This is a genomic window from Actinomyces polynesiensis, assembly GCF_000820725.1.
GTDB lineage: Bacteria > Actinomycetota > Actinomycetes > Actinomycetales > Actinomycetaceae > Pauljensenia > Pauljensenia polynesiensis.
This window is the reverse complement of record NZ_CCXH01000119.1, coordinates 1-21,221: the sequence shown is the minus strand read 5'-3', so window position 1 is coordinate 21,221 and position 21,221 is coordinate 1. Positions and strand designations below refer to the sequence as shown.

General features: G+C 71.6%; 19 protein-coding genes and 1 tRNA gene. 2 read left to right on the top strand and 18 right to left on the bottom strand.

Annotation, left to right across the window (positions count from 1 at the left end; genetic code table 11):
• Both TA90_RS05730 and polA read right to left on the bottom strand, forming a co-directional pair.
• Window positions 1-682, bottom strand: a 682-nt coding sequence (locus TA90_RS05730; RefSeq protein ID WP_043535055.1) for a S1 RNA-binding domain-containing protein, incomplete at its 3' end; no start/stop codon positions are given.
• A gap of 140 nt (window positions 683-822) precedes the next feature.
• Entirely contained in the window at window positions 823-3,570 is a 2,748-nt protein-coding gene (gene polA / locus TA90_RS05725) for a DNA polymerase I (protein ID WP_187120097.1), read from the bottom strand.
• Window positions 3,571-3,825: 255 nt separating this feature from the next.
• Here polA and TA90_RS15855 point away from each other — a divergent pair, with 255 nt between their 5' ends.
• Complete coding sequence (locus TA90_RS15855) at window positions 3,826-4,014, top strand: hotdog fold thioesterase (protein WP_331394260.1); 189 nt, start codon at window positions 3,826-3,828, stop codon at window positions 4,012-4,014.
• Between the two features lie 150 nt (window positions 4,015-4,164).
• Here the strand turns inward: TA90_RS15855 and TA90_RS05715 are convergent, their stop codons facing one another.
• Window positions 4,165-4,755, bottom strand: a complete 591-nt coding sequence (locus TA90_RS05715) for an ANTAR domain-containing response regulator (RefSeq protein ID WP_043535046.1) — start codon at window positions 4,753-4,755, stop codon at window positions 4,165-4,167.
• Between the two features lie 66 nt (window positions 4,756-4,821).
• Between TA90_RS05715 and TA90_RS05710 the strand changes: the two genes are divergently transcribed.
• Window positions 4,822-4,895: transfer RNA gene (locus TA90_RS05710), tRNA-Leu, on the top strand.
• A gap of 48 nt (window positions 4,896-4,943) precedes the next feature.
• Here TA90_RS05710 and TA90_RS05705 read toward each other — a convergent pair.
• The 15 genes from TA90_RS05705 to TA90_RS05640 all read right to left on the bottom strand — a co-directional run bounded on the left by TA90_RS05705 (window position 4,944) and on the right by TA90_RS05640 (window position 21,142).
• Window positions 4,944-5,183 carry a hypothetical protein gene (locus TA90_RS05705; protein ID WP_231550678.1) on the bottom strand — a complete coding sequence of 80 codons (240 nt, stop codon included), beginning with the start codon at window positions 5,181-5,183 and terminating at the stop codon, window positions 4,944-4,946.
• A 404-nt stretch (window positions 5,184-5,587) separates the two neighbouring features.
• On the bottom strand, window positions 5,588-7,030 hold the full coding sequence (gene pyk, locus TA90_RS05700) for a pyruvate kinase (RefSeq protein ID WP_043535045.1): 1,443 nt from the start codon (window positions 7,028-7,030) through the stop codon (window positions 5,588-5,590).
• Between the two features lie 9 nt (window positions 7,031-7,039).
• Entirely contained in the window at window positions 7,040-8,131 is a 1,092-nt protein-coding gene (gene lgt / locus TA90_RS05695; protein ID WP_082031508.1) for a prolipoprotein diacylglyceryl transferase, read from the bottom strand.
• Window positions 8,128-8,946 (bottom strand): tryptophan synthase subunit alpha, encoded by an 819-nt coding sequence (gene trpA, locus TA90_RS05690; protein ID WP_043535044.1) that lies wholly within the window; start codon window positions 8,944-8,946, stop codon window positions 8,128-8,130. Before trpA ends, lgt begins: the two co-directional genes overlap by 4 nt.
• Window positions 8,943-10,235: a tryptophan synthase subunit beta gene (gene trpB / locus TA90_RS05685; RefSeq protein WP_043535043.1), complete on the bottom strand. Its 1,293-nt coding sequence runs from the start codon at window positions 10,233-10,235 to the stop codon at window positions 8,943-8,945. The genes trpA and trpB overlap by 4 nt, the downstream gene beginning before the upstream one ends.
• Before the next feature lies 1 nt (window position 10,236).
• Window positions 10,237-11,082: an indole-3-glycerol phosphate synthase TrpC gene (gene trpC / locus TA90_RS05680; RefSeq protein ID WP_043535052.1), complete on the bottom strand. Its 846-nt coding sequence runs from the start codon at window positions 11,080-11,082 to the stop codon at window positions 10,237-10,239.
• 71 nt (window positions 11,083-11,153) lie between these two features.
• Window positions 11,154-12,842: a chorismate-binding protein gene (locus tag TA90_RS05675; RefSeq protein WP_082031507.1), complete on the bottom strand. Its 1,689-nt coding sequence runs from the start codon at window positions 12,840-12,842 to the stop codon at window positions 11,154-11,156.
• Window positions 12,839-13,198 carry a phosphoribosyl-AMP cyclohydrolase gene (gene hisI / locus TA90_RS05670; protein ID WP_407921582.1) on the bottom strand — a complete coding sequence of 120 codons (360 nt, stop codon included), beginning with the start codon at window positions 13,196-13,198 and terminating at the stop codon, window positions 12,839-12,841. The genes TA90_RS05675 and hisI overlap by 4 nt, the downstream gene beginning before the upstream one ends.
• An 87-nt stretch (window positions 13,199-13,285) precedes the next feature.
• Window positions 13,286-14,059 (bottom strand): imidazole glycerol phosphate synthase subunit HisF, encoded by a 774-nt coding sequence (hisF, locus tag TA90_RS05665; RefSeq protein ID WP_043535041.1) that lies wholly within the window; start codon window positions 14,057-14,059, stop codon window positions 13,286-13,288.
• 9 nt (window positions 14,060-14,068) lie between these two features.
• The gene (locus tag TA90_RS05660) at window positions 14,069-15,199 is read right to left on the bottom strand and encodes an FKBP-type peptidyl-prolyl cis-trans isomerase (protein ID WP_231550677.1); all 1,131 of its coding nucleotides are present in this window, start codon (window positions 15,197-15,199) and stop codon (window positions 14,069-14,071) included.
• Entirely contained in the window at window positions 15,196-16,584 is a 1,389-nt protein-coding gene (pafA, locus tag TA90_RS05655; protein ID WP_043535040.1) for a Pup--protein ligase, read from the bottom strand. The genes TA90_RS05660 and pafA overlap by 4 nt, the downstream gene beginning before the upstream one ends.
• A 1-nt stretch (window position 16,585) precedes the next feature.
• Window positions 16,586-16,762: a ubiquitin-like protein Pup gene (locus tag TA90_RS13780; protein ID WP_074015317.1), complete on the bottom strand. Its 177-nt coding sequence runs from the start codon at window positions 16,760-16,762 to the stop codon at window positions 16,586-16,588.
• A 32-nt stretch (window positions 16,763-16,794) separates the two neighbouring features.
• A complete protein-coding gene (dop, locus tag TA90_RS05650; protein ID WP_043535039.1) occupies window positions 16,795-18,342 on the bottom strand; it encodes a depupylase/deamidase Dop in 1,548 nt (515 codons plus the stop codon).
• Entirely contained in the window at window positions 18,339-19,862 is a 1,524-nt protein-coding gene (gene arc, locus TA90_RS05645; protein WP_043535049.1) for a proteasome ATPase, read from the bottom strand. Before arc ends, dop begins: the two co-directional genes overlap by 4 nt.
• A gap of 149 nt (window positions 19,863-20,011) precedes the next feature.
• A complete protein-coding gene (locus tag TA90_RS05640) occupies window positions 20,012-21,142 on the bottom strand; it encodes a tRNA (adenine-N1)-methyltransferase (RefSeq protein ID WP_082031505.1) in 1,131 nt (376 codons plus the stop codon).
• Window positions 21,143-21,221 lie beyond the last annotated feature (79 nt).

Sequence of the window (21,221 nt, the reverse complement as noted above, 5' to 3'; positions counted from 1 at the left end):
CACCGAAGTTGACGATCGAGGAGACCGTGCCCTTGCGGACCTGACCCTTCTGCAGGGTGTGCAGGAAGTTCGTGCGGACCTCGGACTGGGTCTGCTCCAGCCAGGCGCGGCGCGAGAGGACGACGTTGTTGCGGTTCTTGTCCAGCTCGATGATCTTCGCCTCGAGCTCGCGGCCGATGTAGGGCTGCAGGTCGCGGACACGACGCATCTCCACCAGGGAGGCGGGGAGGAAGCCACGCAGACCGATGTCGAGGATCAGGCCGCCCTTCACGACCTCGATGACGGTGCCGGTGACGACGCCGTCCTCCTCCTTGACCTTCTCGATCTTGCCCCAGGCGCGCTCGTACTGGGCGCGCTTCTTCGACAGGAGCAGTCGGCCCTCCTTGTCCTCCTTCTGGAGGACGAGCGCCTCGATCTTGTCACCCACCTTGACGACGTCCTCGGGCGCGACGTCATGCTTGATGGAGAGCTCGCGGGAGAGGATGACGCCCTCGGTCTTGTAGCCGATGTCGAGGAGGACCTCATCGTGGTCGACCTTGACGACCGTCCCCTCGACGATGTCGCCATCATTGAAGTACTTGATCGTCTTGTCGATGGCGGCCAGCAGGTCCTCTTCGGACCCGATGTCGTTCACTGCAACCTGAGGAGTGCTGGTGCTCGGCTGCTCAGTGGTGGTGGTCATGTAGTTGTGTTCTCCGAAACGGACGAAGTAGTGGGTGGACAGAACCGGTGGGCACCCGACGTCCACGCCCGAGGGCATGGTGCGCCCATGCACACCGAGCACAGCTTACCGACACCGGCGCCCGGAGTCCAGCACCCGGTTCAGTGCGCCGCCTCCATCCAGGAATGGCCCCGTCCCACCGCGACGGTCAGCTCCACGTCCATCGCGACCGGGGACGCCATCTCGCGGCGGACCAGGGACTCCACCTCGTCGAACTCCCCCGGCCAGACCTCGATGATGAGCTCGTCGTGGATCTGCAGGAGGAGGCGGGAGCTCAGACCGGCCTCGCGCAGCGCCCGGTCCACACGGACCATGGCAATCTTGATGATGTCGGCGGCCGACCCCTGGATGGGCGCGTTGAGGGCGGCCCTCTCCGCCATCTCCCGGCGTTGGCGGTTGTCGGAGTTGAGGTCGGGCAGGTAGCGGCGCCGGTGGAACATCGTCTGCGTGTACCCGTCACGGCGGGCCTGGGACACGAGACGCTCCAGGTAGTCGCGCACGCCGCCGAAACGCTCGAAGTACCGTTCGCGCAGCTCCTGGGCCTCGGGCACGGGGATGCCGAGCTGCTGGGAGAGCCCGTAGGAGGACAGTCCGTAGGCCAGGCCGTAGGAGGTGGCCTTGATGCGGGTGCGCTGCTCGGGGGTGACCTCCTCGACCGGCGTCCCGAAGACCATCGACGCCATGGTGCGGTGCAGGTCCTCCCCCGTCCGGAAGGCCTCGATGAGCCCCGCGTCGCGCGAGAGGTGCGCCATGATGCGCATCTCGATCTGGGAGTAGTCGGCGCTCATGAGCTCCGCATACCCCGGTCCCGCGACGAAGGCGTGGCGGATGCGGACCCCGTCGGCCGTGCGGGCGGGGATGTTCTGCAGGTTCGGGTCGGAGGAGGCCAGGCGACCCGTCGCGGCCACCACCTGGGAGAAGGTCGTGTGGATGCGCTGGTCGACGCCCACCGTCGCGCGCAGGGTCTCCACCATCTGGAGGAGCTTGATGCGGTCCCGGTGCGTGAGCAGGTGCTCGAGGAAGGGATGGCCCGTGCGCGCCCAGAGCTCCTGGAGGGCCTCCGCATTGGTGGTCCACCCGGTCTTGGTCTTCTTCGTGCGTGGCATGTCCAGCTGGTCGAAGAGGACCTCCTGGAGCTGCTTGGGGCTGGAGAGGTTCACCTGGCGGCCGATCGCGGCGAAGGCCTCGGTCGCGGCTCGCTCCACCCCGGCGGCGAGTTCGTCGCGCAGCTGGTCCAGCACGGCCGTGTCCACGGCGATCCCGGTGTCCTCCATGCGTGCGAGCACCCCCTGCAGGGGCAGCTCCATGATGGAGAGGAGGTCCGTCTCGTCCTGCTCGGCCAGGAGGGGGACGAGGGCGGCGCGCAGTTCCAGCAGGGTGGCGGCCGCCTCCGCGCAGCGCTGCTGCGCGGGGCTGGGGGCGTCCGACCCCTCCTCCCCGCCGAGTTCGTCGAGGACGAAGAGGGCGTCGTCCTCCCCCACCGCGGACACGTCCCGACCCAGGTAGCGGGAGGTGAGGGCCGCGAGGTCGTAACCGCGCTGCTCGGGGCGCAGGAGGTACGCCGCCAGCTCCACGTCGAAGGCGGGCCGGTGCAGGTCCCAGCCGCGCCCGCGCAGGGCGTGCCAGGTGCCCTTCCCGTCGTGGACCACGAGGTCCTCGCTGTCGCGCAGCAGGACGGACAGCGCCTCGTCCTGGGCCGGGGTCACGGAGGCGGTCTCCACCACGAGGGCCCGGGTGCCCGAGGCGAGCGCCAGGCGGTCGGTGTCGCCGGCGGCCGGGCGCCGGGAGCCCTCCACCCACAGTCCCAGTGGCGCCGTGGTGGCCGCCGCCACCCACGCGGCGATGTCCGTCGTCGGGTCGGCGACCGTGACCTCGGGACCGGGTGCGCCGTCCTCGTCGGTACCGTCGGGGTCCTCCCGGTCGGGCGACGTCCCCGCACCGGCCGCCACGCCGACGTCCGCCACGGCCAGGACACGGGTGCGCAGGCCGGTGAACTCCAGGGTGTCGAAGAGGTCCTCCACGGCCCTGCGGTCGGTGGGGCCGCGCAGGAGGTCCTGCGGCGTCGCGCCCACGTCGAGGTCCGTGAGGAGGTGGTTGAGGCGTCGGTTGCGCCGGACGTCCTCGAGGTGCTCACGCAGCGCCTCCCCGCGCTTGCCTCCGACCTCGTCGGCGTGGGCGAGGAGGTTGTCCAGGCCGTCGAACTTCGTGATCCACTGGGCGGCCGTCTTCGGACCGACCCCGGGGACGCCGGGGAGGTTGTCCGAGGTCTCCCCCACCAGCGCCGCGAGCTCCGGGTAGCGCTGCGGGGGAAGCCCGTACTTCGCCTCGATGGCCTCGGGCGTCATCTCCCGCAGGTCGCCGGGACCCTGCCCCGGGTACAGCACGGTGACCCGGTCGGTGACGAGCTGGAAGGAGTCCCGGTCCCCCGATGCCACCAGCACCCTCCACCCCTGGGCGGCGGCCTCGGTGGAGAGGGTCGCGAGGATGTCGTCGGCCTCGTAGCCGTCCTTCGTGAGGGAACGGATGCCCATGGCGGACAGGACGTCCTGGATGATCTCCACCTGCCCGATGAACTCCGGGGGTGTCTCGGCACGGGTGCCCTTGTACTCGGGGTACTCCTCCGTGCGGAAGGAGTGGCGCGAGACGTCGAAGGCGACGCCCACGTGCGTGGGTCGTTCCGTCTCCAGGAGGCGCACCAGCATGGACACGAATCCGTAGACCGCGTTGGTGTACTGGCCCGTCGACGTGCGGAACGTGTCCGATGGCAGGGCGTAGAAGGCGCGGAAGGCCACCGAGTGGCCGTCGATGATGAGCAGCGTGTCCGTCACACATGACACCCTAGGGCCCATGGGAACACCCGACGACACGAACAGGCCCGCCCCGACCACCCTGGTCGGTGCGCACTGGCCCGGCACGCTGATGGAACGCATGGGCATGGAGGTGGTCGAGCACTCGGCGTCACGCACGGTGGTGACCGCCCCGGTGGGGGGGAACCGTCAGTCCGCGGGCGTCCTCCACGGTGGTGCCTCGGCCGCCCTCGCGGAGACGGCCGCCTCGCTGGCGGCGCAGGCGCGGGGCCGCGCAGGTGGGTGCGGAAACGGGCGGTGGGGACCGAGTTGTCCGTCTCCCACCTGCGGGTCGCACGGGAGGGCACCGTCACGGCCGTGGCCACGGCCGTCCACCTGGGCGGGACCTCCACCGTCCACCTCGTCGAGGTGCGCGACGAGGGCGGGAGGCTCGTGGCGAGCGCACGGGTCACCAACAGGCTCCTCGGCGGGACCGCCCCACACTGAGGGTCCGGGGACGCGGTCGGGCCCGGGGGCCGGGGACCCGCAGGGGGCCCCGTGGGTTCCCCGGGACGGGGACGGGCCCACCACGCACGGTGCGTGGTGGGCCCGTCCCACGGGGTCAGGACCCCACCGTCGGGGTGGGGTCGCCCGGGGTCAGTCCTCGACCTGGTCGATGACCGCGTCGGCCACCTCCCGCATGGACAGCCTGCGGTCCATCGAGGTCTTCTGGATCCAGCGGAACGCCTCCGGCTCGGACATGCCCATGTTCTTCATGAGCAGGCCCTTGGCCCGGTCGACGCGCTTGCGCGTCTCGAAACGGTCGGACAGGTCCGCGATCTCCTCCTCGAGGGACTCGATCTCCTGGTGCCGTGAGAGGGCGATCTCGACGGCGGGGATGAGGTCGGCGGGGCTGAAGGGCTTGACCACGTAGGCCATGGCCCCGGCGTCGCGCGCCCGCTCCACGAGCTCCGTCTGGCTGAACGCCGTGAGCATGACGACCGCGCAGGAGAGCTCCTTGAGGATCCTCTCCGCGGCGGTGATGCCGTCCATCTTCGGCATCTTCACGTCCATGACGCACAGGTCGGGCTCCAGTTCGAGCGCGAGCTTCACCGCTTCCTCGCCGTCGACTGCCTCCCCGACCACCTCGAATCCAGCACCGGTCAGCGTCTCGACGATGTCGAGGCGGATGAGTGTCTCGTCCTCAGCCACGAGGACGCGGCGGGGTGCGGTCTGATCTGCAGTCATGGTTGGATCCTCAGGTTGTTCACGGAGCGATCGCTATCCTATCCTTGACGGGCACCCAGGCGTGCAGCCCCGATAGCCCAATTGGCAGAGGCGGTCGGCTCAAACCCGGCTTGTTGTGGGTTCGAATCCCACTCGGGGTACCGTTCGCCCTGCCGCGCCCCGGGCGGCAGGGCGGTGGGGCATCGGTGTCAGGCAGCGGGGATGAGTTCAAGGCCGAGGTAGTCGGCCGCCTGCGTGCGGTGGCCGGGCTCCCGCAGGGCCTCGATGGCGGACTCGATGCCCGCGTCGGTCCAGTCGTCGAACCAGGGGCGCACGGCCTCCGGCAGCTGATCGGCGAACAGGTTGTTGGCCTGTCGTCCGCTGAACCTGTCATGGACGGACACCGTTGCCGCCCGGTCGATCATTCGGTTGTTCTTCTGCATGTGCATTCTTCTCTTCTTCTTCCTCTTCCTCAGATGCCGCCGGGGTATGTGCAGATGGAGCACAGGCAACCGTCGGTGGCCAACGTCGGGGTGTCCCGTGCGTTCCCGACTTCGGGAACACTCCAGGACCCTGCCAGTCACAACGCGACCGGCAATCCATTATTCCCACAGACCCAACTCGATGGCAAGCGGGTGTGGAGGGACTCACACCGTTCGGGGCCCGGCCGCGGGGGCCGGACCTGCGGGGACGTGCGTACGGGGCCCGGCCGCGAGACACGGCTGAGGGGACCTGCCCACGGGTCCGGGCTGCCGCGTCCGAACCGCAGGGTGTGGGCTGGCGTGACCGGAACGCGGGAGGGCGGCGCCCCTGGTGGGGTGCCGCCCTCCCGCATCCTGCCCGGTGTCCGGGATCAGCGGTGTGCGCCGCCGATCGAGTAGTCGACCTGGTCGCCGACCGTGTGCACACGGATCAGGTTCGAGGACCCTGAGGTCCCCGGCGGCATGCCGGCCACGAGCACCAGTTCGTCGCCGACCTCCGCGAGGCGGGCGGACTGGGCGACCTGGTCGACCTGCCAGACCATGTCGTCGGTGTGGGTGACCTCCGGGACACGGTAGGTCTGGATGCCCCAGGACAGCGCCAGCTGGCGCCTCGTCTCCTCCAGGGGCGTGAAGGCCAGCATCGGGATCGGGCTGCGCAGGCGGGACATGCGTCGAGCGGTGGAACCCGACTGCGTGAACGTGACGAGGAACTTGGTGTCCAGGCGCTCCCCCACTGCGGCGGCAGCCTGGCAGATCACGGCGGCGCGGTCCACCACGAAGGCTCCCAGGGGTGCGATCCGCTCCCCGCCGTTCTCCTCCGTGTTCTCGATGATGCGGGCCATGGTGCGCACGGCCTCGATGGGGTAGGCACCGACGGAGGTCTCACCGGAGAGCATCACCGCATCGGCACCGTCGAGGATCGCATTGGCGCAGTCGGACGCCTCCGCCCTCGTGGGCCGCGGGTTCTTGATCATCGACTCGAGCACCTGGGTGGCGACGATGACGGGCTTCGCCTGTCGACGGGCCAGCTCGATCGCCCTCTTCTGGACCAGCGGCACGACCTCGAGGGGCATCTCGACCCCGAGGTCGCCGCGGGCGACCATGATCCCGTCGAAGGCGTCGACGATCTCCTCGAGGGCATCGACGGCCTGGGGCTTCTCGATCTTGGCGATGACGGGACGGCGAATGCCCTCCTCGTCCATGATCTTGTGCACGTCCTCGATGTCGACGGCGCTGCGCACGAAGGACAGGGCGATGAAGTCGCACCCGATCCTCAGCCCCCAGCGCAGGTCCTCCCGGTCCTTCTCGGACAGGGCCGGCACGGACACCGCCACGCCGGGGAGGTTGAGGCCCTTGTGGTCGGAGACGTACCCGGGCACCTCGACGCGGGTGACGACGTCGGTGGAGGTCACCTCGGTGACGCGGACCGCGACGTTGCCGTCGTCGATGAGGAGGCGGTCCCCGGGGCGGCAGTCCCCGGGCAGGCCCTTGAAGGTCGTCCCGACCCTCTCCTTGGTGCCCTCGACGTCATCGGTGGTGATGGTGAAGGTGTCCCCCACCTCGAGGTACTGGGGGCCGTCCTTGAAGGTCTCGAGGCGGATCTTGGGGCCCTGGAGGTCGACGAGGATGGCGATCGCGCGGCCGGAGGTGGCCGCTGCTCGGCGGATCCGCTCGATGACGACCTCCTGCTCGGCGGCCGTCCCGTGGGAGCGGTTGATCCGCGCCACGTCCATCCCGGCGTCCACGAGTGCCTGGACCTGTTCGGGGGACTCCGTCGCAGGTCCCAGTGTGCATACGATTTTCGCTCGGCGCATGGGGCCAGTCTACCGGTCGCCCGTGCCCCGCGGGGATCCCGGGTCGTTGTGGGTGGGACCATCGGCCCGCCCCGGGGCCGGGTCCTCCGCGGGTGACGGCCGCTGAGGAACCGAGGTGTCCGGTTCGTCACTGGCCGCGGGGTGTCCCGGGAGGGACTCCGCGGAGGTGGTCGTGCCGGGCTCCGACCCTGTGGGGTCGGCGACCTCTGCGGCGCTGGGGGCGGCGTCCCCCGCTCCCGTCCCACCGGTACCCCCGGCGCTCCCGTCCGCCCCGGGCCGCTCGGAGGGCAGGACACGGGTCGGTGCCCCGATGCGCCCGGCGACCAGGTAGAGCACCACTCCCCCGATGGACACCAGGATCGAGGTCCACACGTTGAGCCGCAGTCCCAGGATGTGCTGGGCGTCGTCGATGCGCAGCATCTCGATCCATCCGCGCCCCAGCGTGTAGGACATGAGGTAGAGCGCGAACACCTGACCGGAACGGAAACGGTGACGGCGGTCCGCCAGCACGATGAGGCCGGCCATCGCCAGGTTCCACAGGAACTCGTAGAGGAAGGTGGGCTGGAAGAGCGTGCCCTCCGCGTACCCCGCCGGGAGGTGCTGCGCGTCGATCCTCAGGCCCCACGGGAGGGTCGTCGGTGCGCCGAAGAGCTCCTGGTTGAACCAGTTGCCCCAGCGCCCGATCGCCTGCGCGACCAGCAGTGCGGGCGCGACGGAGTCCGCCATCGGGCCCATGCGCTGCCCGGCCCGTCGCACCGCCATCCAGGCGCCGACGGCGCCCAGGGCCACCGCACCCCAGATGCCCAGGCCGCCCTTCCAGATCTCCAGCGCCTGCAGGGGGTTGCCCCCGGGTCCGAAGTACGCCTCGGGCGAGGTGATGACGTGGTAGATGCGGGCGCCGACGATCCCGAAGGGGATCGCCCACATGGCCATGGTGGTGACCAACTCCGGGTCCCCTCCGCGTGCCGCGTAGCGACGTGTGGTGATCCACACGGCCACGACCATCCCGCAGACGATGAGGATGCCGTAGGCGCGCAGCGGGAGGGGGCCCAGGTACCAGACGCCCTGTCCGGGCGAGGGGATCGCCGTGGGAAAGGTCACCGGCTCCTCCAGGAGGCTCCGCGCACACCGGAGACGAGGTCGCGTGCGAGGGCGTCGAGGTTCCGCAGCGCCCGGTCGGTGTCCTCCTCGAAGAGCGTGCGCACGAGGGCGGATCCCACGATCACCCCGTCGGCGAAGGAGGCGATGTCGCGTGCCTGCTCCCCGGAGGACACGCCGAGGCCGACGCACACGCGCTCGGCGCCGGCCCCACGGGTGCGCGCCACCAGGGTGCGGGCGTGGTCGTCCACGGTCGACCTCGCCCCGGTGACACCCATCGTGGAGGCCGCGTAGACCCATCCCTCGGAGTGCTCGGCGATGAGGCGCAGGCGGTGCTCCGGGGAGGAGGGGGCCACCAGGTAGATGCGCTCGAGGCCCTCCCGCGAGGCGGCGCGCTCCCACTCCCCGCCCTCCTCGGGCGGGAGGTCCGGGGTGACCAGCCCTGCGCCGCCGACGGCGGCGAAGTCATGGGCGAATCGCTCCACCCCGTACCACTCGACGGGGTTCCAGTAGGTCATGGAGACCGTCGACAGCCCGTGGGCGGTGAGCTCGTCGACGGCGTGGAAGAGGTCCTCCAGGTGCGTGCCGTGCTCGAGGGCGGACACGGTGGCGCGCTGGATGGTGGGTCCGTCCATGCCGGGGTCCGAGTAGGGGAAGCCGAGCTCGAGGACGTCGAACCCCGCATCGGCGAGCACCTTGCCCGCCCGGATGGAGGTCTCCACCGTCGGGAACCCGACGGGGAGGTATCCGATGAGCGCCGCGTCGCCACGTGCATGGGCGGCGTCGATCGCCGCCGCGCTGGAACCCGCCCGAGTCATGCCCGTCCATCCGTCGCATCCCCGTCCCTGCGGACGCCGTCGGCGCCCGCGCTGGGATCGATGACCTGAAGTGTCGCCTCACCGAGCCCGAACCACGTGGCTGCCGTGTCCACGTCCTTGTCGCCCCTTCCCGACACGCACACCAGCACGATCGGCTCGTGACCCGGCTCGAAGGGTCCCTCCTCCGCCTTCTCCAGGGCCCAGGCCCGCGCACCGGCCAGGGCTGGGCGGACTCGATGGCGGGATGATGCCCTGGTGCGCGAGAGCAGCAGGAAGGCGTCCATGGCCGCGGCGTCGTCCACGGGCACGTAGTGGGCCCGACCCGTCCGCGCGAGCCACGAGTGCTCGGGCCCGACCCCCGGGTAGTCCAGACCCGCGGAGATCGAGTGGGAGGGCTTCGTCTGGCCGTCGCGTTCCTGGAGGAGGAAGGAGCGTGCCCCGTGGAGCACCCCGACCTCGCCGCCCGTGATCGACGCCGCGTGACGGCCGGTGTCGAAGCCGTCCCCCCCTGCCTCGCAGCCGAGGAGGGCGACGTCCTCGTCGTCGAGGAACGCGGTGAACGTGCCGATCGCGTTGGACCCGCCGCCCACGCAGGCGCAGACGAGGTCGGGCAGTCGCCCGGTGAGGCCGAGGACCTGGGAGCGTGCCTCGTCCCCGATGACGCGCTGGAGGTCGCGCACGAGCGTGGGGAACGGGTGCGGGCCGGCGGCCGTGCCGAAGACGTAGTTGGTGGAGTCCACATTGGTGACCCAGTCGCGGAACGCCTCGTTGATGGCGTCCTTGAGGGTCTGCGAACCCTGGGTGACCGCCACGACCTCGGCGCCGAGCATCTGCATGCGTGCGACGTTGAGGTGCTGCCGCTCGGTGTCCTCGCGCCCCATGTAGATCGTGCAGTCCAGGCCGAGCAGTGCCGCGGCGGTGGCCGTGGCGACACCGTGCTGTCCCGCCCCGGTCTCCGCGATGATGCGGGTCTTGCCGAGCTCCTGGGTGAGCAGCGCCTGGCCGAGGACGTTGTTGATCTTGTGGGACCCCGTGTGGTTGAGGTCCTCGCGCTTGAGGAAGACCCGCACCCCGCCGAGGTCCTCGGCGAAGCGGTGCGCCTCGGTCAGCAGGGAGGGCCGGCCCGCGTAGTCCCGCAGCAGGGTGTCCAGGCGCGTGCGGAAGTCGGGGTCGTGCCAGAGTCGCTGCCAGGTGCGGTCGAGCTCCTCCAGCGTGCCCATCAGGGACTCGGCGACGAATCGTCCCCCGAACTCCCCGAAGTACGGCCCCGCGCTGTCCGCCAGTGCCACGTCAGTCCTCCTGCCTCGCGGCGCGCACGCGCGCCTTGCGGTCCGTGCGCAGGGCCGGGTGCTGCCCCGCGCTCACCATGTCCCTCAGTGCGGCGTCGGGGTCCCCCGACGTCACCAGTGCCTCCCCGACGAGTACCGCGTCGGCACCCCACCTCGCGTACTCGAAGACGTCGTGGGGGGTCCGCACGCCCGATTCGGCCACCGCGATGACCTCCTCGGGGACGACGTCGATGACCTGCTCGATGGTGGAGCGGTCCACCTGCAGGGTGGTCAGGTCGCGGGCGTTCACGCCCACCACCCTGGCCCCCGCGTCCAGGGCCCGCAGGGCCTCGAGGCGTGAATGGGTCTCGACCAGGGCCGTCATGCCGAGGGACTCCACCCGCTCGAGCAGGGACACGAGGGCGGTCTGCTCCAGGGCCGCCACGATGAGGAGCACCATGTCCGCCCCGTGGGCGCGGGCCTCGTGGACCTGGTAGGGCGTGACCACGAAGTCCTTGCGCAGGACGGGGATGTCCACCGCCGCGCGCACCGCGTCGAGGTCCGCCAGGGATCCGTGGAACCGTCGACGCTCCGTGAGCACCGAGATGACGCCCGCCCCGGCGTCCTCGTAGACGGAGGCGAGGGCGGCCGGGTCGTCGATGGTGGCCAGTGCCCCCTTCGACGGGGAGGAGCGCTTGACCTCGGAGATGATCGAGACCGCACCGTCCTGGGCTCGCATGGCGGCCACGACGTCACGGGCCTCGGGGGCGCGGCGCGCGCGCACCTTGAGGTCGTCCATGGAGACCAGGGACTCGCGGTCGTGCAGGTCCTCCAGCACTCCGGCGATGATGTCGTCGAGCACGCTCATGGCCATCACTCCCCTCATGCGTGGTTGTCCCGATGCTAGCCGCGAACCGTCCCCGCCCCGAATCGGGCCCATCATCCGGGCCCGAATCCGCTGGCCTCCCGGGGGTGGGGACCGTCGGCGCCCGGGCTCGGTGACCCGGGGGGACGCTCCCCGTCCCGGCCCTGTGTGGTTGCGATGGTGTCGAGTTGTGAGGCCCGCAGGACGGACCCGAGTGCCGCGGCCGCCTTGTTGCGGGTCTCCTGGTACTCCGTGGCGGGAACGGAATCCGCCACGAGTCCCGCCCCTGCCTGCACGGAGGCGGTCCCGTCCACCAGGCACGCGGTCCGGATGGCGATCGCGAGGTCGGCGTCCCCGGAGAGGTCGAAGTAGCCCACCACCCCGCCGTAGACACCGCGCGCCGCCGGCTCGAGTTCGTCGATGATGCGGATGGCACGCGGCTTGGGGGCGCCGGAGAGCGTGCCCGCCGGGAAGGTCGCGACCAGGCAGTCCAGGGCGTCCACCCCCTCGCGCAGCGTCCCCGTCACCGTGGAGGAGATGTGCTGGATGTGGGAGAAGCGCTTGACCTCCATGAGCGTGGACACCTCCACGCTGGCCGGGTCGCACACCTTCGAGAGGTCGTTGCGTGCCAGGTCGACGAGCATGACGTGCTCGGAGAGCTCCTTGGGGTCCGCCAGGAGGTCCTCGGCGAGGCGTCGGTCCTCGGCGGAGGTCGCGCCGCGGGGACGCGATCCGGCGATCGGGAAGGTCCACACCCTCCGCCCCTCGGTGCGCATGAGTGTCTCCGGTGAGGAACCGACGACCTCGTACTCGCCTCCGTGGCCGTCGGGCAGGCGCAGGTAGTACATGTAGGGCGAGGGATTGACGGTGCGCAGGACACGGTAGACGTCCAGCCCCGAGGCGTCGGTGTCGACGTCGAGGCGTTGGGAGACCACGACCTGGAACACCTCGCCGTCGCGGATCGCCTCCTTGGCGGCCACCACGCTCGACTCGAATCGCCCACGCGGGGTGCGGTGGCGGACCTCCGGGGGATCGGCGGGGCTCCCGCCGGAACCGGCGGGCCCCGCCAGTCCGCGCAGTCCGAGCACGGCGGGGCGGATCGGGTGCGACATGCGCCGGGTCATGTCGTCGAGGCGTCCGAGGGCACCCTCGTAGGCGCGGTCCACGCCCTCGTCGGACCCGTCCATGTTCCAGGCGATGGCGATGAGCCACAGGGAGCCGTCGGAGTGGTCGATGGCGGCGACCTCGCTGGCCAAGCACAGTGAGGCGTCGGGGACGTCGACCTCCCGGGGCGCGGTCGGTGCCAGGGTGGGCTCCCACTCGGGGATGATGCCCCAGCCCAGGGAGCCCACCAGGGCCCCGGTGAGGGGCGGCAGGCCGGGGACCGGGTCCGTGCGCAGGGTGGCCAGGGCGGAGTGGAGGACCTCGAGGAGGGTCCCCTCGGCGAGGGAACCCCGCGGGCGGGACCCACTCCAGGAGGCCCGGCCGCCGCGGGCGGTGATCGCACCGGCAGATGCTGCCCCGATGAAGGACCACCGGCCCCAGCTGCCGTCGTGCTCGGCGGACTCCAGGATGTAGGTGCCGGTGCGGCCCCCGGCGAGTTGCCGGTAGACGCCGACGGCGCTCAGCTCGTCGGCGAGGACGCGTCGCGCCACCGGGATGACCCGGCGCGTGCGTGCCAGGTCACGGAAGGTCGCCCGGTCGGGCCAGGTGCCGCCCCACTCGATGCCGGAGGGGCCGACGGGGGTGTCGGTCGCGCTCATGCGGGCTCACCGACCACCGCGCCGAGGTCTCCCCCGGCCTCGAAGCAGCTGCGGGCCCCGGTGTGGCAGGCGGCGCCGACCTGGACGACCTCGACGAGGAGGGCGTCCCCGTCGCAGTCCAGGCTGACCGAGCGCACCCACTGGAGGTGCCCCGAGGTGTCGCCCTTGCGCCAGTACTCCCGGCGGGACCGGGACCAGAAGGTCACGCGTCCCGTGGTGAGTGTGCGGTGGAGGGCCTCGTCGTCCATCCAGCCGACCATCAGCACCTCACGGGTGTCGTACTGCTGGACGACCGCGGCGACGAGACCGGCGGGGTCCCGCTTGAGGCGGGAGGCGATGTCGGGGTCGAGGCTCACGCCCGACATCCTCCCACCTGCGGTGCCGGGGCCGCATCCGGCGTCCAGAGACAGCGGTCCCCCGCACCGACGAGGGCGCCGCCTCCCTCACAGGCGGACGGGGAAACCGGCCTCGTCGAGGGCCTGCTTGACCTGCCCGATGCCCAGGGTCCCGAAGTGGAAGACGGACGCGGCGAGCACGGCGTCCGCGCCGGTCCGGGCCGCCTCGACGAAGTCCCCGACCTTCCCCGCCCCACCCGAGGCGATGACCGGGATGCCCACGACCTCACGGGCCGCACGCAGCATCTCCACGTCGAAGCCGTGGCGGACACCGTCGGCGTCCATGGAGTTCAGGAGGATCTCCCCGGCGCCCAGTCCCTCCGCGCGGTGCGCCCACTCGAGGGCGTCGATGCCGGTCGAGCGCCGCCCCCCGTGGGTGGTGACCTCGAAACCGGAGGCCGTGGCGACCCCGGGCGGGCAGCGTCGGGCGTCCACGGAGAGCACGAGGACCTGGTCCCCGAAGCGGTCGGTGACCCGGGAGATCAGCGTGGGGTCGGCGATGGCGGCCGTGTTGACACCCACCTTGTCCGCCCCGTGGGCCAGCAGCGTGGCCACGTCCTCGACGCTGCGCACCCCGCCCCCCACCGTCAGGGGGACGAAGACCTGCTCGGCGGTCGCGGACACCACGTCGAGCATGGTCGCGCGTCCCTGCGAGGAGGCCGACACGTCGAGGAAGGTGATCTCGTCGGCGCCCTCCTCCGAGTAGCGTCGGGCGAGCTCGACGGGGTCGCCCGCGTCGCGCAGGTTCTCGAAGTTCACCCCCTTGACGACGCGGCCGGCGTCGACGTCGAGGCAGGGGATGATGCGGAGTGCGACTGGCATGGGGCGATCCTATCCGGACTGCCCGGTGCCACCGTCGGCCGGACCATCCTCCGTGCCGGTGCCGGTCCCCGGTGAGGTCCCGAGCACGTCGATGACCGCGATGAGTGTGTCGTCCCCGGTGGCGAGTTCGGGCGGGAGCGTCACGACCACGCGCGAGCCCACGCGCTGGTCGACCAGTGCCTCCGCCAGGCCGGGCATGGCAGTGGACAGGTCGATGACACGTGGCAGCCCCGTCTCCCAGGTCGAGTCCCGCACGACGCCGTCGCTCCACCCGGTGATGGAGAACTGCGCCACCACCCGGTCGCCCTGGCGCACCTGCGGACCCTCGCCGCGGACCAGCAACTGGGTGACGAGGCCGTCGGGGGCGTCCTTCCCGTGGGAGGGCATGGGGCCCCCGTCCCCCAGGGCCACGGTGACCGGGGCGTCGGAGGGGACGTCGACGGCCTGTCCGCTGGCGACGGAGGGCAGGATGTCCACGACGTCGACCTCCACACCGGACTCCCCCGTTGCGGCGTCCGCAGCGGCGATCGCACGCACGAAGACCAGCCGGCTGCCCTCGGTCCTGCCCGTCACCGCGCGGTCGAGCAGGTCGTCGATCTCGCCGGACCCGGCCAGCGCCGCAGTGGTCCGCGGCCGGGCACCCGTGGACAGGATGGTCCCGTCGGTCCCGTCGAAGGCCGTGATGGACAGCACCACGGGGGATCCCTCGGTGATGGTGCGCCCGGTGCCCGTCTCCACCTCGCGGTACTTCTCCCCGGTGACCTCCAGGGGGGCGGTGAGGGTGAGGACAGGGGTGGCCCCGACCCTCCCGGAGACGCTCACCTCGTCGAGGACGGACCCGGACTCCTGGGCGGACTGGGATCCGCCCCGGCCCAGTCCCGTGTGGAGCACCGCCGTGGTCCCCAGACCGAGCAGGAGGAGCACGAGGGCTGCGGCCAGGAGCAGGCGCCCCCACCGACGGCGCGGTCGCCCCGGGTCCCGCGATCGCCCGGCACGCCGCGTGCGTCCGGTCCCCTCCGTGGTCCCGGTACCTCCTGTGCTCCCCTCGCCGGTCGTCCCTCCGGTTCCGGCTGCGCGCGCGTGGGCGCCGCCGTGCCTGGCGCGCCTGCCCGGGACACCCGGTGGGAGCGGGGTGCTCATGCGGGCAGGGTCGGGGTCTGTCCGAGGATCCGCTCGGCCAGGGCGTCCACGCGCGGGTCCTCGTGGGAGAGGGGGTCCTGCAGGGAGAGCGGCTGGGTGGCCTGGTCGTCGAGGCGCAGGTGCACCCAGTCCGCCGTGAGGTCACGCCGCGCGTCCTCCGCCGCCCCGATGACCCGCCCGCGCAGCGCGGCGCGCGTGGTGGCCGGTGGTGTGGTGACGGCGGTGGTCACCTGGTCCTCCGTCGTGAGGCGACGCATGAGGCCGGTGGTCTCCATGCGGGGGCGCAGGCCCTCGGCGGTGATGTCGTGGTAGCCCAGTTCCAGGCGCGCGACCCGCGGGTCGGCCAGGGTGGTGCCGGCGCGGCGTGCGTAGGACTCCAGCAGACGGCGCTTGATGGCCACGTCCAGTTCGGTGTCCACACCGGACCAGTCACCGGAGTCGACGGCGTCGATGCCGCGTCCCCACAGGTCGACGACGTAGCGGTGGAGGTCGTCGAGGGCGCCGGTGTCGGTGTGGTCGAGGACCCGCGTGCGGATCTCGCGCTGCACCTGCGCGGCGGTCATCTCCCGCCCGTCGGCGAGTTCCACGCGCACGCGCCCGGTGAGGTCGGCGTTGACCTCGCGGATCGCGCGCATGGGTTCTGCCAGGGCGAGGTCCTGGATGCGCAGCCCGTCCTCGACCGCCGAGAGGAGGAGTTCGGTGGCGCCCGTCTTGAGCGCCGTGGTCGGCTCTGCGACGTTGGTGTCCCCGACGATGACGTGCATGCGCCGGTAGGAACCGGAGTCGGCCAACGGTTCGTCACGGGTGTTGATGATCGGGCGCGAGCGCGTCGTCGCGGAGGAGACCGCGTCCCACATCTGGTCGGCCCGCTGGGAGAAGCAGTACGTCGTCCGGCCCGAGACGGTGCGGACGTGACCTGACCCGGTGAGCACCTGGCGGGTGATGAAGAAGGCGACGAGGGCGTCCGCGACCTCCCGGAAGTCACGCCGACGGTGGAGGAGGTAGTTCTCGTGGCAGCCGAAGGAGTTGCCCTGGGCGTCCAGGTTGTTGCGGAAGAGGTGCAGGCGCGCGTGGATCCCGTCGGCGGCCATCGCGAGGTCACCCTGCGTCGCCAGGTCCGCGAGCATGACGGATCCGGCGCGGTCCTGGGCGAGGAGGTCCTCGAGCCGGTCGCACTCGGCGGTCGCGTACTCGGGGTGGGAACCGACGTCGAGGTAGAGGCGCCCGCCGTTGCGCAGGAACAGGTTCGAGGACCGTCCCCGGTGCAGCAGCGGGTCGAACAGGTACCTCGCCGCACGGTCCGCGTCCAGCGGGGACGGACCACCGTCGGTGGACGCGGCGTTCAGCCCGTACTCGGTCTCGATCCCGACGACCCGTCTCCTCACCTCACTGGCCGCCCTTCTGGACGAACCCCTGCACGAAGGACTCCGCGTTGTTCTCCAGCACGGAGTCGATCTGGTCGAGGAGGTCGTCGATGGAGGCGACCTCGGCCTGGACCTGGCCGCCCTCGTCCTCGGGCTCGTCGCCGCCACCGGACCCCGCGTGCACCTGTGTGTTGGACATGTCTGTCTCCCTTCCGTGGGCCGCGCCCACGCTCAGTCGTCGATGACCCGGCCCGACTCGACCAGGTCCGCCAGTGCCGCGTCCACGCCCCCCGCCTCCGGGATGGGGCGCCTGACCAATCGGTCGCGGCCGGGCTCGTCCGTCACCAGCGAGGTCCAGGACGCCTTCACGAGACCGGGCACGGTGGCCACCGCGCGGCCCCGTACCCAGGCCCGGGTGTCACCCGGGGGTGTGTCGGCCGCCGCCTCGACCTGCGCATCGGTGAAGAGGCGCCGCACACGACCGGCCCGGGACAGGCGCGTGACCAGTCCGTGGTCGGGACGCAGGTCGGACCACTGCAGGTCGATGGCCGCCAGGCGGGGGTCGGTCCAGTCGGTGCCGAGCCTCTCGCGCTGGCGGGAGGTCAGCTGGTACTTCGCCACCCACTCGACCTCGGTGGCCACACTCCACAGGTCGGAGCGCATGCGGTCGAGGACGGACTGCCAGGTGTCGAGCACCTCGCGCTCGGCCGCGTCGGGGGTGGTGCCGAGTCGGTCGTGGGTGGCGAGGACGAGGTCGAGGTAGACCTGCTGGAGCTCGGGGGCGGTGTAGGCCCTCCCACCGGCCACGGAGATGCGGTGGGTGAGGTCGGGGTCGTGGGAGACCTGCCAGGTCTCCTGGACGGGGTCGGACATGGACAGGGCGTCCCACTCCATGCCGATGCCCTGTTCGATGGCCCACAGCACCAGTGAGGTCGTCCCCAGGCGCAGGAAGGTGGAGACGTCGAACATGTTCCCGTCCCCGTTGATCACGTGGAGGCGGCGGAAGCGCGCGGGGTCCGCATGGGGCTCGTCGCGGGTGTTGATGATCGGCCGGTTGAAGGTCGTCTCGAGGCCGACCTCGTTCTCGACGAAGTCCGCACGCTGGGAGACCTGGAAGCCCGCGACCTCCGAGCGCTGTCCGATGCCGACCCTCCCGGAACCGCACAGGACCGGGCGGGTCACCATGAAGGGGGTGAGCCCCCGGACGAGGTCGTCGAGGTCCACGAGGCGCTGGACCTGGTAGTTCTCGTGGGTGCCGTAGGCGGCACCCTTGCCGTCGGTGTTGTTCTTGACGAGGACGAGGGGCGGGTCCCCCGCGCGCGCGACCTCCTCCATGATCCTGCGGGCGACGACCTCACCGGCGCGGTCCCACAGGACGGCGTCGCGGGGGTTCGTGGTCTCGGGCGCGGAGTACTCGGGGTGGGCGTGGTCGACGTAGAGCCTCGCCCCGTTGCGCAGGACGGCGTTGGTGGCCTGGGGGAGGGCGAGTTCCTCCGCGGTGGGACGCGAGAGCTCCTCGGTGCCCCCGGAGGGCGCCAGGTGGTAGGGGTCATCGGTCAACAGGGACGGGTCGACGGCCGCCCGGTCCATCCGGTGGCCCCGCAGGTCGTTGAGGGGGTCCTCCCCCGTGTAGTCCCAGCGCACCGGCTCGCCCTCGCGGGAGATCCGCGCGTAGGCGGCCACCGCCTCCGCGGACATCGCCACCGCGTTCGCCCAGGGGTCGCCGGGACGGTAGATCCCGTACTCCGTCTCGGTGCCGATGATGCGTCGCACGCTCATCGCTCCCCCTCCCTCAGCGGCGTGACCGCCGTGACGTCCTCACGCAACCCGATGGTGCGGGCCCAGTCCTGGGGCGAGGAGGTGCGGGCGAGCTCCATCGACTCACGCATCTCCTCGTCGACACCGGCGAGGACGTGCACGGCGGCGAGGCCCTGGATCCCCCCGCGCAGCGTGTCCTTGATGGCGTGCTTCTTGGCCCGCTCCACCGTCCCGGCGATGAGGGCGCCGGAGACGATGTCGCTGAGGTGGATCCGCCGCGTCGTCCCCGAGGCGAAGGTCGCGTCGAAGAGCGCGGTCGTGTCGTCCTGGGCGTAGAGGCGCTCCAGCGCCTGTTCGGTCATGGCGCGCAGGGCCGCCCCGACCGAGCCGTGGCGCTCGACCTCGGCCGGGGAGACCGGGAGGTCGTCGGTGAGGTACTTGGAGAAGATGTCACGGGCACCCGCCCGGTCGGGACGGTCGACCCGGATGCGCACGTCGAGGCGCCCGGGACGCAGGACGGCGGGGTCGATCATGTCCGCGCGGTTGGAGGCGCCGATGATCACCACGTTGTCGAGGGACTCCACCCCGTCCATCTCCGCGAGGAGCTGGGGGACGATCATGGTCTCCACGTCGGAGGAGATCCCGGAGCCCCGCGTGCGGAACAGGGCCTCCATCTCGTCGAAGAAGACGACCACGGGCACGTCGGTGGAGGCCAGGGCTCGGGCCCTCGCGAAGATCGCCCGGATCTGGCGTTCGGTCTCCCCGACGAACTTGTTGAGGAGTTCGGGGCCCTTGATCGACAGGAAGTACGTCCGGGCGCCGGAGTCCGCGTGGGACAGGGAGTTCGCGACGGCCTTGGCGATGAGGGTCTTGCCCGAGCCGGGCGGGCCGTACAGGAGGATGCCCTTGGGGGGGCGCAGGCCGTAGACCCGGTACAGCTCGGGGTGGCGGAAGGGCATCTCGATGGCGTCGCGCACCTGTTGGATCTGCGCGTCCAGGCCGCCGATGTCGTCGTAGGAGACGTCGGGGACCTCGGGGGTGAGGAGCTGCTCGACGTCGGAGCGCACGACGCGCTCCAGGGCGTAGCCCGTGCGCAGGTCCACCAGGACGGAGTCCCCGGGTCGCAGGTTCCCGTGGCGCAGCGGCCCGGCGAGCAGGACCAGGTGTTCCTGACCCCCCTCCAGGCCGACGAGGACCCGGTCGGCACCGACCACCTCCAGCACGGAGGCCAGGGTGCCGTTGCGGGCGAAGCCGTCGGGGTCGACGGCGACCATCTTGTCGTCGACGCGCACCAGCTGTCCCGCGGAGAGGGAGCTCAGGTCGAGGGAGGGCGCTGCGGCGAGGCGCATGTGACGCCCCTGGACGACGGCCTCCAGCTCACGCGTGTCCGCGTCCGCCGCCACGAAGGTGGCCAGCGTCAGGGGCGGGCGGTTGACCTGCTGGAGCTGGTCCTGCATCTGGAGGAGCTGGGTGCGCGCCGTGGTCAGGGCGCGCGTCAGGCGCTCGTTCTTCCCCTCCAGGGACACGACCGTGCGCTGCATCTCCTCGATGCGGCTTTCGCTGTACGACTCCCCCACGACTCCCCTTCCTCCGGACAGGTCCAACGGTAGATCCAGCGCGCCGGGGCGGCCCGGCGGGTCCATGTCCCGGCCCGGGCCCGGCGCAGTGGTGATGTTCACACGGGTGGTGCTCAGGCCACCGGATCGGTCGGGTCGCCCTCGTCGGGCGGTGTCCCCTCAACGGGTCCCCCGGTGACCTCCGCGTCCCCCACCCAGTGGGCGGCGCGCGCCTGCACGTCGCGGCGCACCCGACGGACCTTCTTGTCGGAGGGGGTGCGTGCGCCCACCGCCTCCTCGCTCCAGGACTCCTCCTCGTCCCACATGCCGCCCAGGCCGTCGGAGGCCTTGGCGGGGCGGCGGTCCACACCCTGTGGGCTGACCCCGGGGGCCAGCCTGCGGGCGGTGAGGAGGAAACCGGTGTGGGCGACCATCCGGTGCTCGAGCCTCACCGCCAGGCCCTCCAGGTGCCACTCACGCTGGAGGGTCTCCCAGGCGACGGGCTCGGTGAAGGAGCCGCTCGACCGGAGGTCCTCCACCAGTCGTGACAGCTGGGTGACGGTGGCGACGTAGCAGGTGAGCACCCCGCCGGGCACGAGGGCGCGCGCCACCGCCGCGACGTTCTCCCAGGGGGCGAGCATGTCGAGGACGACCCGGTCCACACTGCCGGGGCGCTGGTCATCCAGGACGTCGGCCACATCCCCCACCCGCAGTTCCCACGCGGGGTGGCGTCGGCCGAACCACAGGTCCACATTCGCGGCCGCGATGTCGGCGAAGTCGCCGCGTCGCTCCACCGAGAGCAGATGGCCTCCCTCCCCCACCGCGTCGAGCAACGAGAGGGAGAGCGCTCCGGAGCCGACCCCCGCCTCAACAACGGTGGCGCCGGGGAAGATGTCCCCCATCTGGACGATGGTGCCCGCGTCCTTGGGGTAGACGACGGCCGCCCCGCGTGGCATGGACATCACGTAGTCGGAGAGGAGCGGTCGCAGGACCTGGAACTCGCGGCCCCCCTCCGTGCGCACGACCTGACCGTCGGGCAGCCCGATGAGGTCGTCGTGGGCCAGGGGCCCCCGGTTGGTCTGGAAGCGACCCCCCGCGACCAGGACGATCGTGTGGAGGCGGCCCTTGGGGTCGCGCACCTGGACCCGGTCGCCCTCGCGGAGGGGACCGCGACGCGCGGCCTGGCCGAGGGGGCCCGGGGTGGGATCGGTGTCGTCGGGGCGTGGGTCCGCCGCGTGGCGGGGTGTGGGGTGCTGGGTGCTCATCGGTGGGAGTCTATCCGCCCCTCCCGGCTGCCGGGCGCGGTGCCGTCCACGGGCGCGGTGTGGCCCATGGGCCCGGTCC

What these genes read in the sequence shown, in the direction of transcription:
- dop (WP_043535039.1), bottom strand. Translation starts at nt 18,342, where the DNA reads ATGAGCGTGCGACGCATCATCGGCACCGAGACGGAGTACGGGATCTAC.
- trpA (WP_043535044.1), bottom strand. Translation starts at nt 8,946, where the DNA reads ATGACTCGGGCGGGTTCCAGCGCGGCGGCGATCGACGCCGCCCATGCA.
- TA90_RS05660 (WP_231550677.1), bottom strand. Translation starts at nt 15,199, where the DNA reads ATGAGCACCCCGCTCCCACCGGGTGTCCCGGGCAGGCGCGCCAGGCAC.
- TA90_RS13780 (WP_074015317.1), bottom strand. Translation starts at nt 16,762, where the DNA reads ATGTCCAACACACAGGTGCACGCGGGGTCCGGTGGCGGCGACGAGCCC.
- TA90_RS05715 (WP_043535046.1), bottom strand. Translation starts at nt 4,755, where the DNA reads ATGACTGCAGATCAGACCGCACCCCGCCGCGTCCTCGTGGCTGAGGAC.
- hisF (WP_043535041.1), bottom strand. Translation starts at nt 14,059, where the DNA reads ATGCCAGTCGCACTCCGCATCATCCCCTGCCTCGACGTCGACGCCGGC.
- polA (WP_187120097.1), bottom strand. Translation starts at nt 3,570, where the DNA reads ATGGGCCCTAGGGTGTCATGTGTGACGGACACGCTGCTCATCATCGAC.
- trpC (WP_043535052.1), bottom strand. Translation starts at nt 11,082, where the DNA reads ATGAGCGTGCTCGACGACATCATCGCCGGAGTGCTGGAGGACCTGCAC.
- TA90_RS05705 (WP_231550678.1), bottom strand. Translation starts at nt 5,183, where the DNA reads ATGCACATGCAGAAGAACAACCGAATGATCGACCGGGCGGCAACGGTG.
- arc (WP_043535049.1), bottom strand. Translation starts at nt 19,862, where the DNA reads ATGCAGCGCACGGTCGTGTCCCTGGAGGGGAAGAACGAGCGCCTGACG.
- pyk (WP_043535045.1), bottom strand. Translation starts at nt 7,030, where the DNA reads ATGCGCCGAGCGAAAATCGTATGCACACTGGGACCTGCGACGGAGTCC.
- TA90_RS05640 (WP_082031505.1), bottom strand. Translation starts at nt 21,142, where the DNA reads ATGAGCACCCAGCACCCCACACCCCGCCACGCGGCGGACCCACGCCCC.
- TA90_RS05675 (WP_082031507.1), bottom strand. Translation starts at nt 12,842, where the DNA reads ATGAGCGCGACCGACACCCCCGTCGGCCCCTCCGGCATCGAGTGGGGC.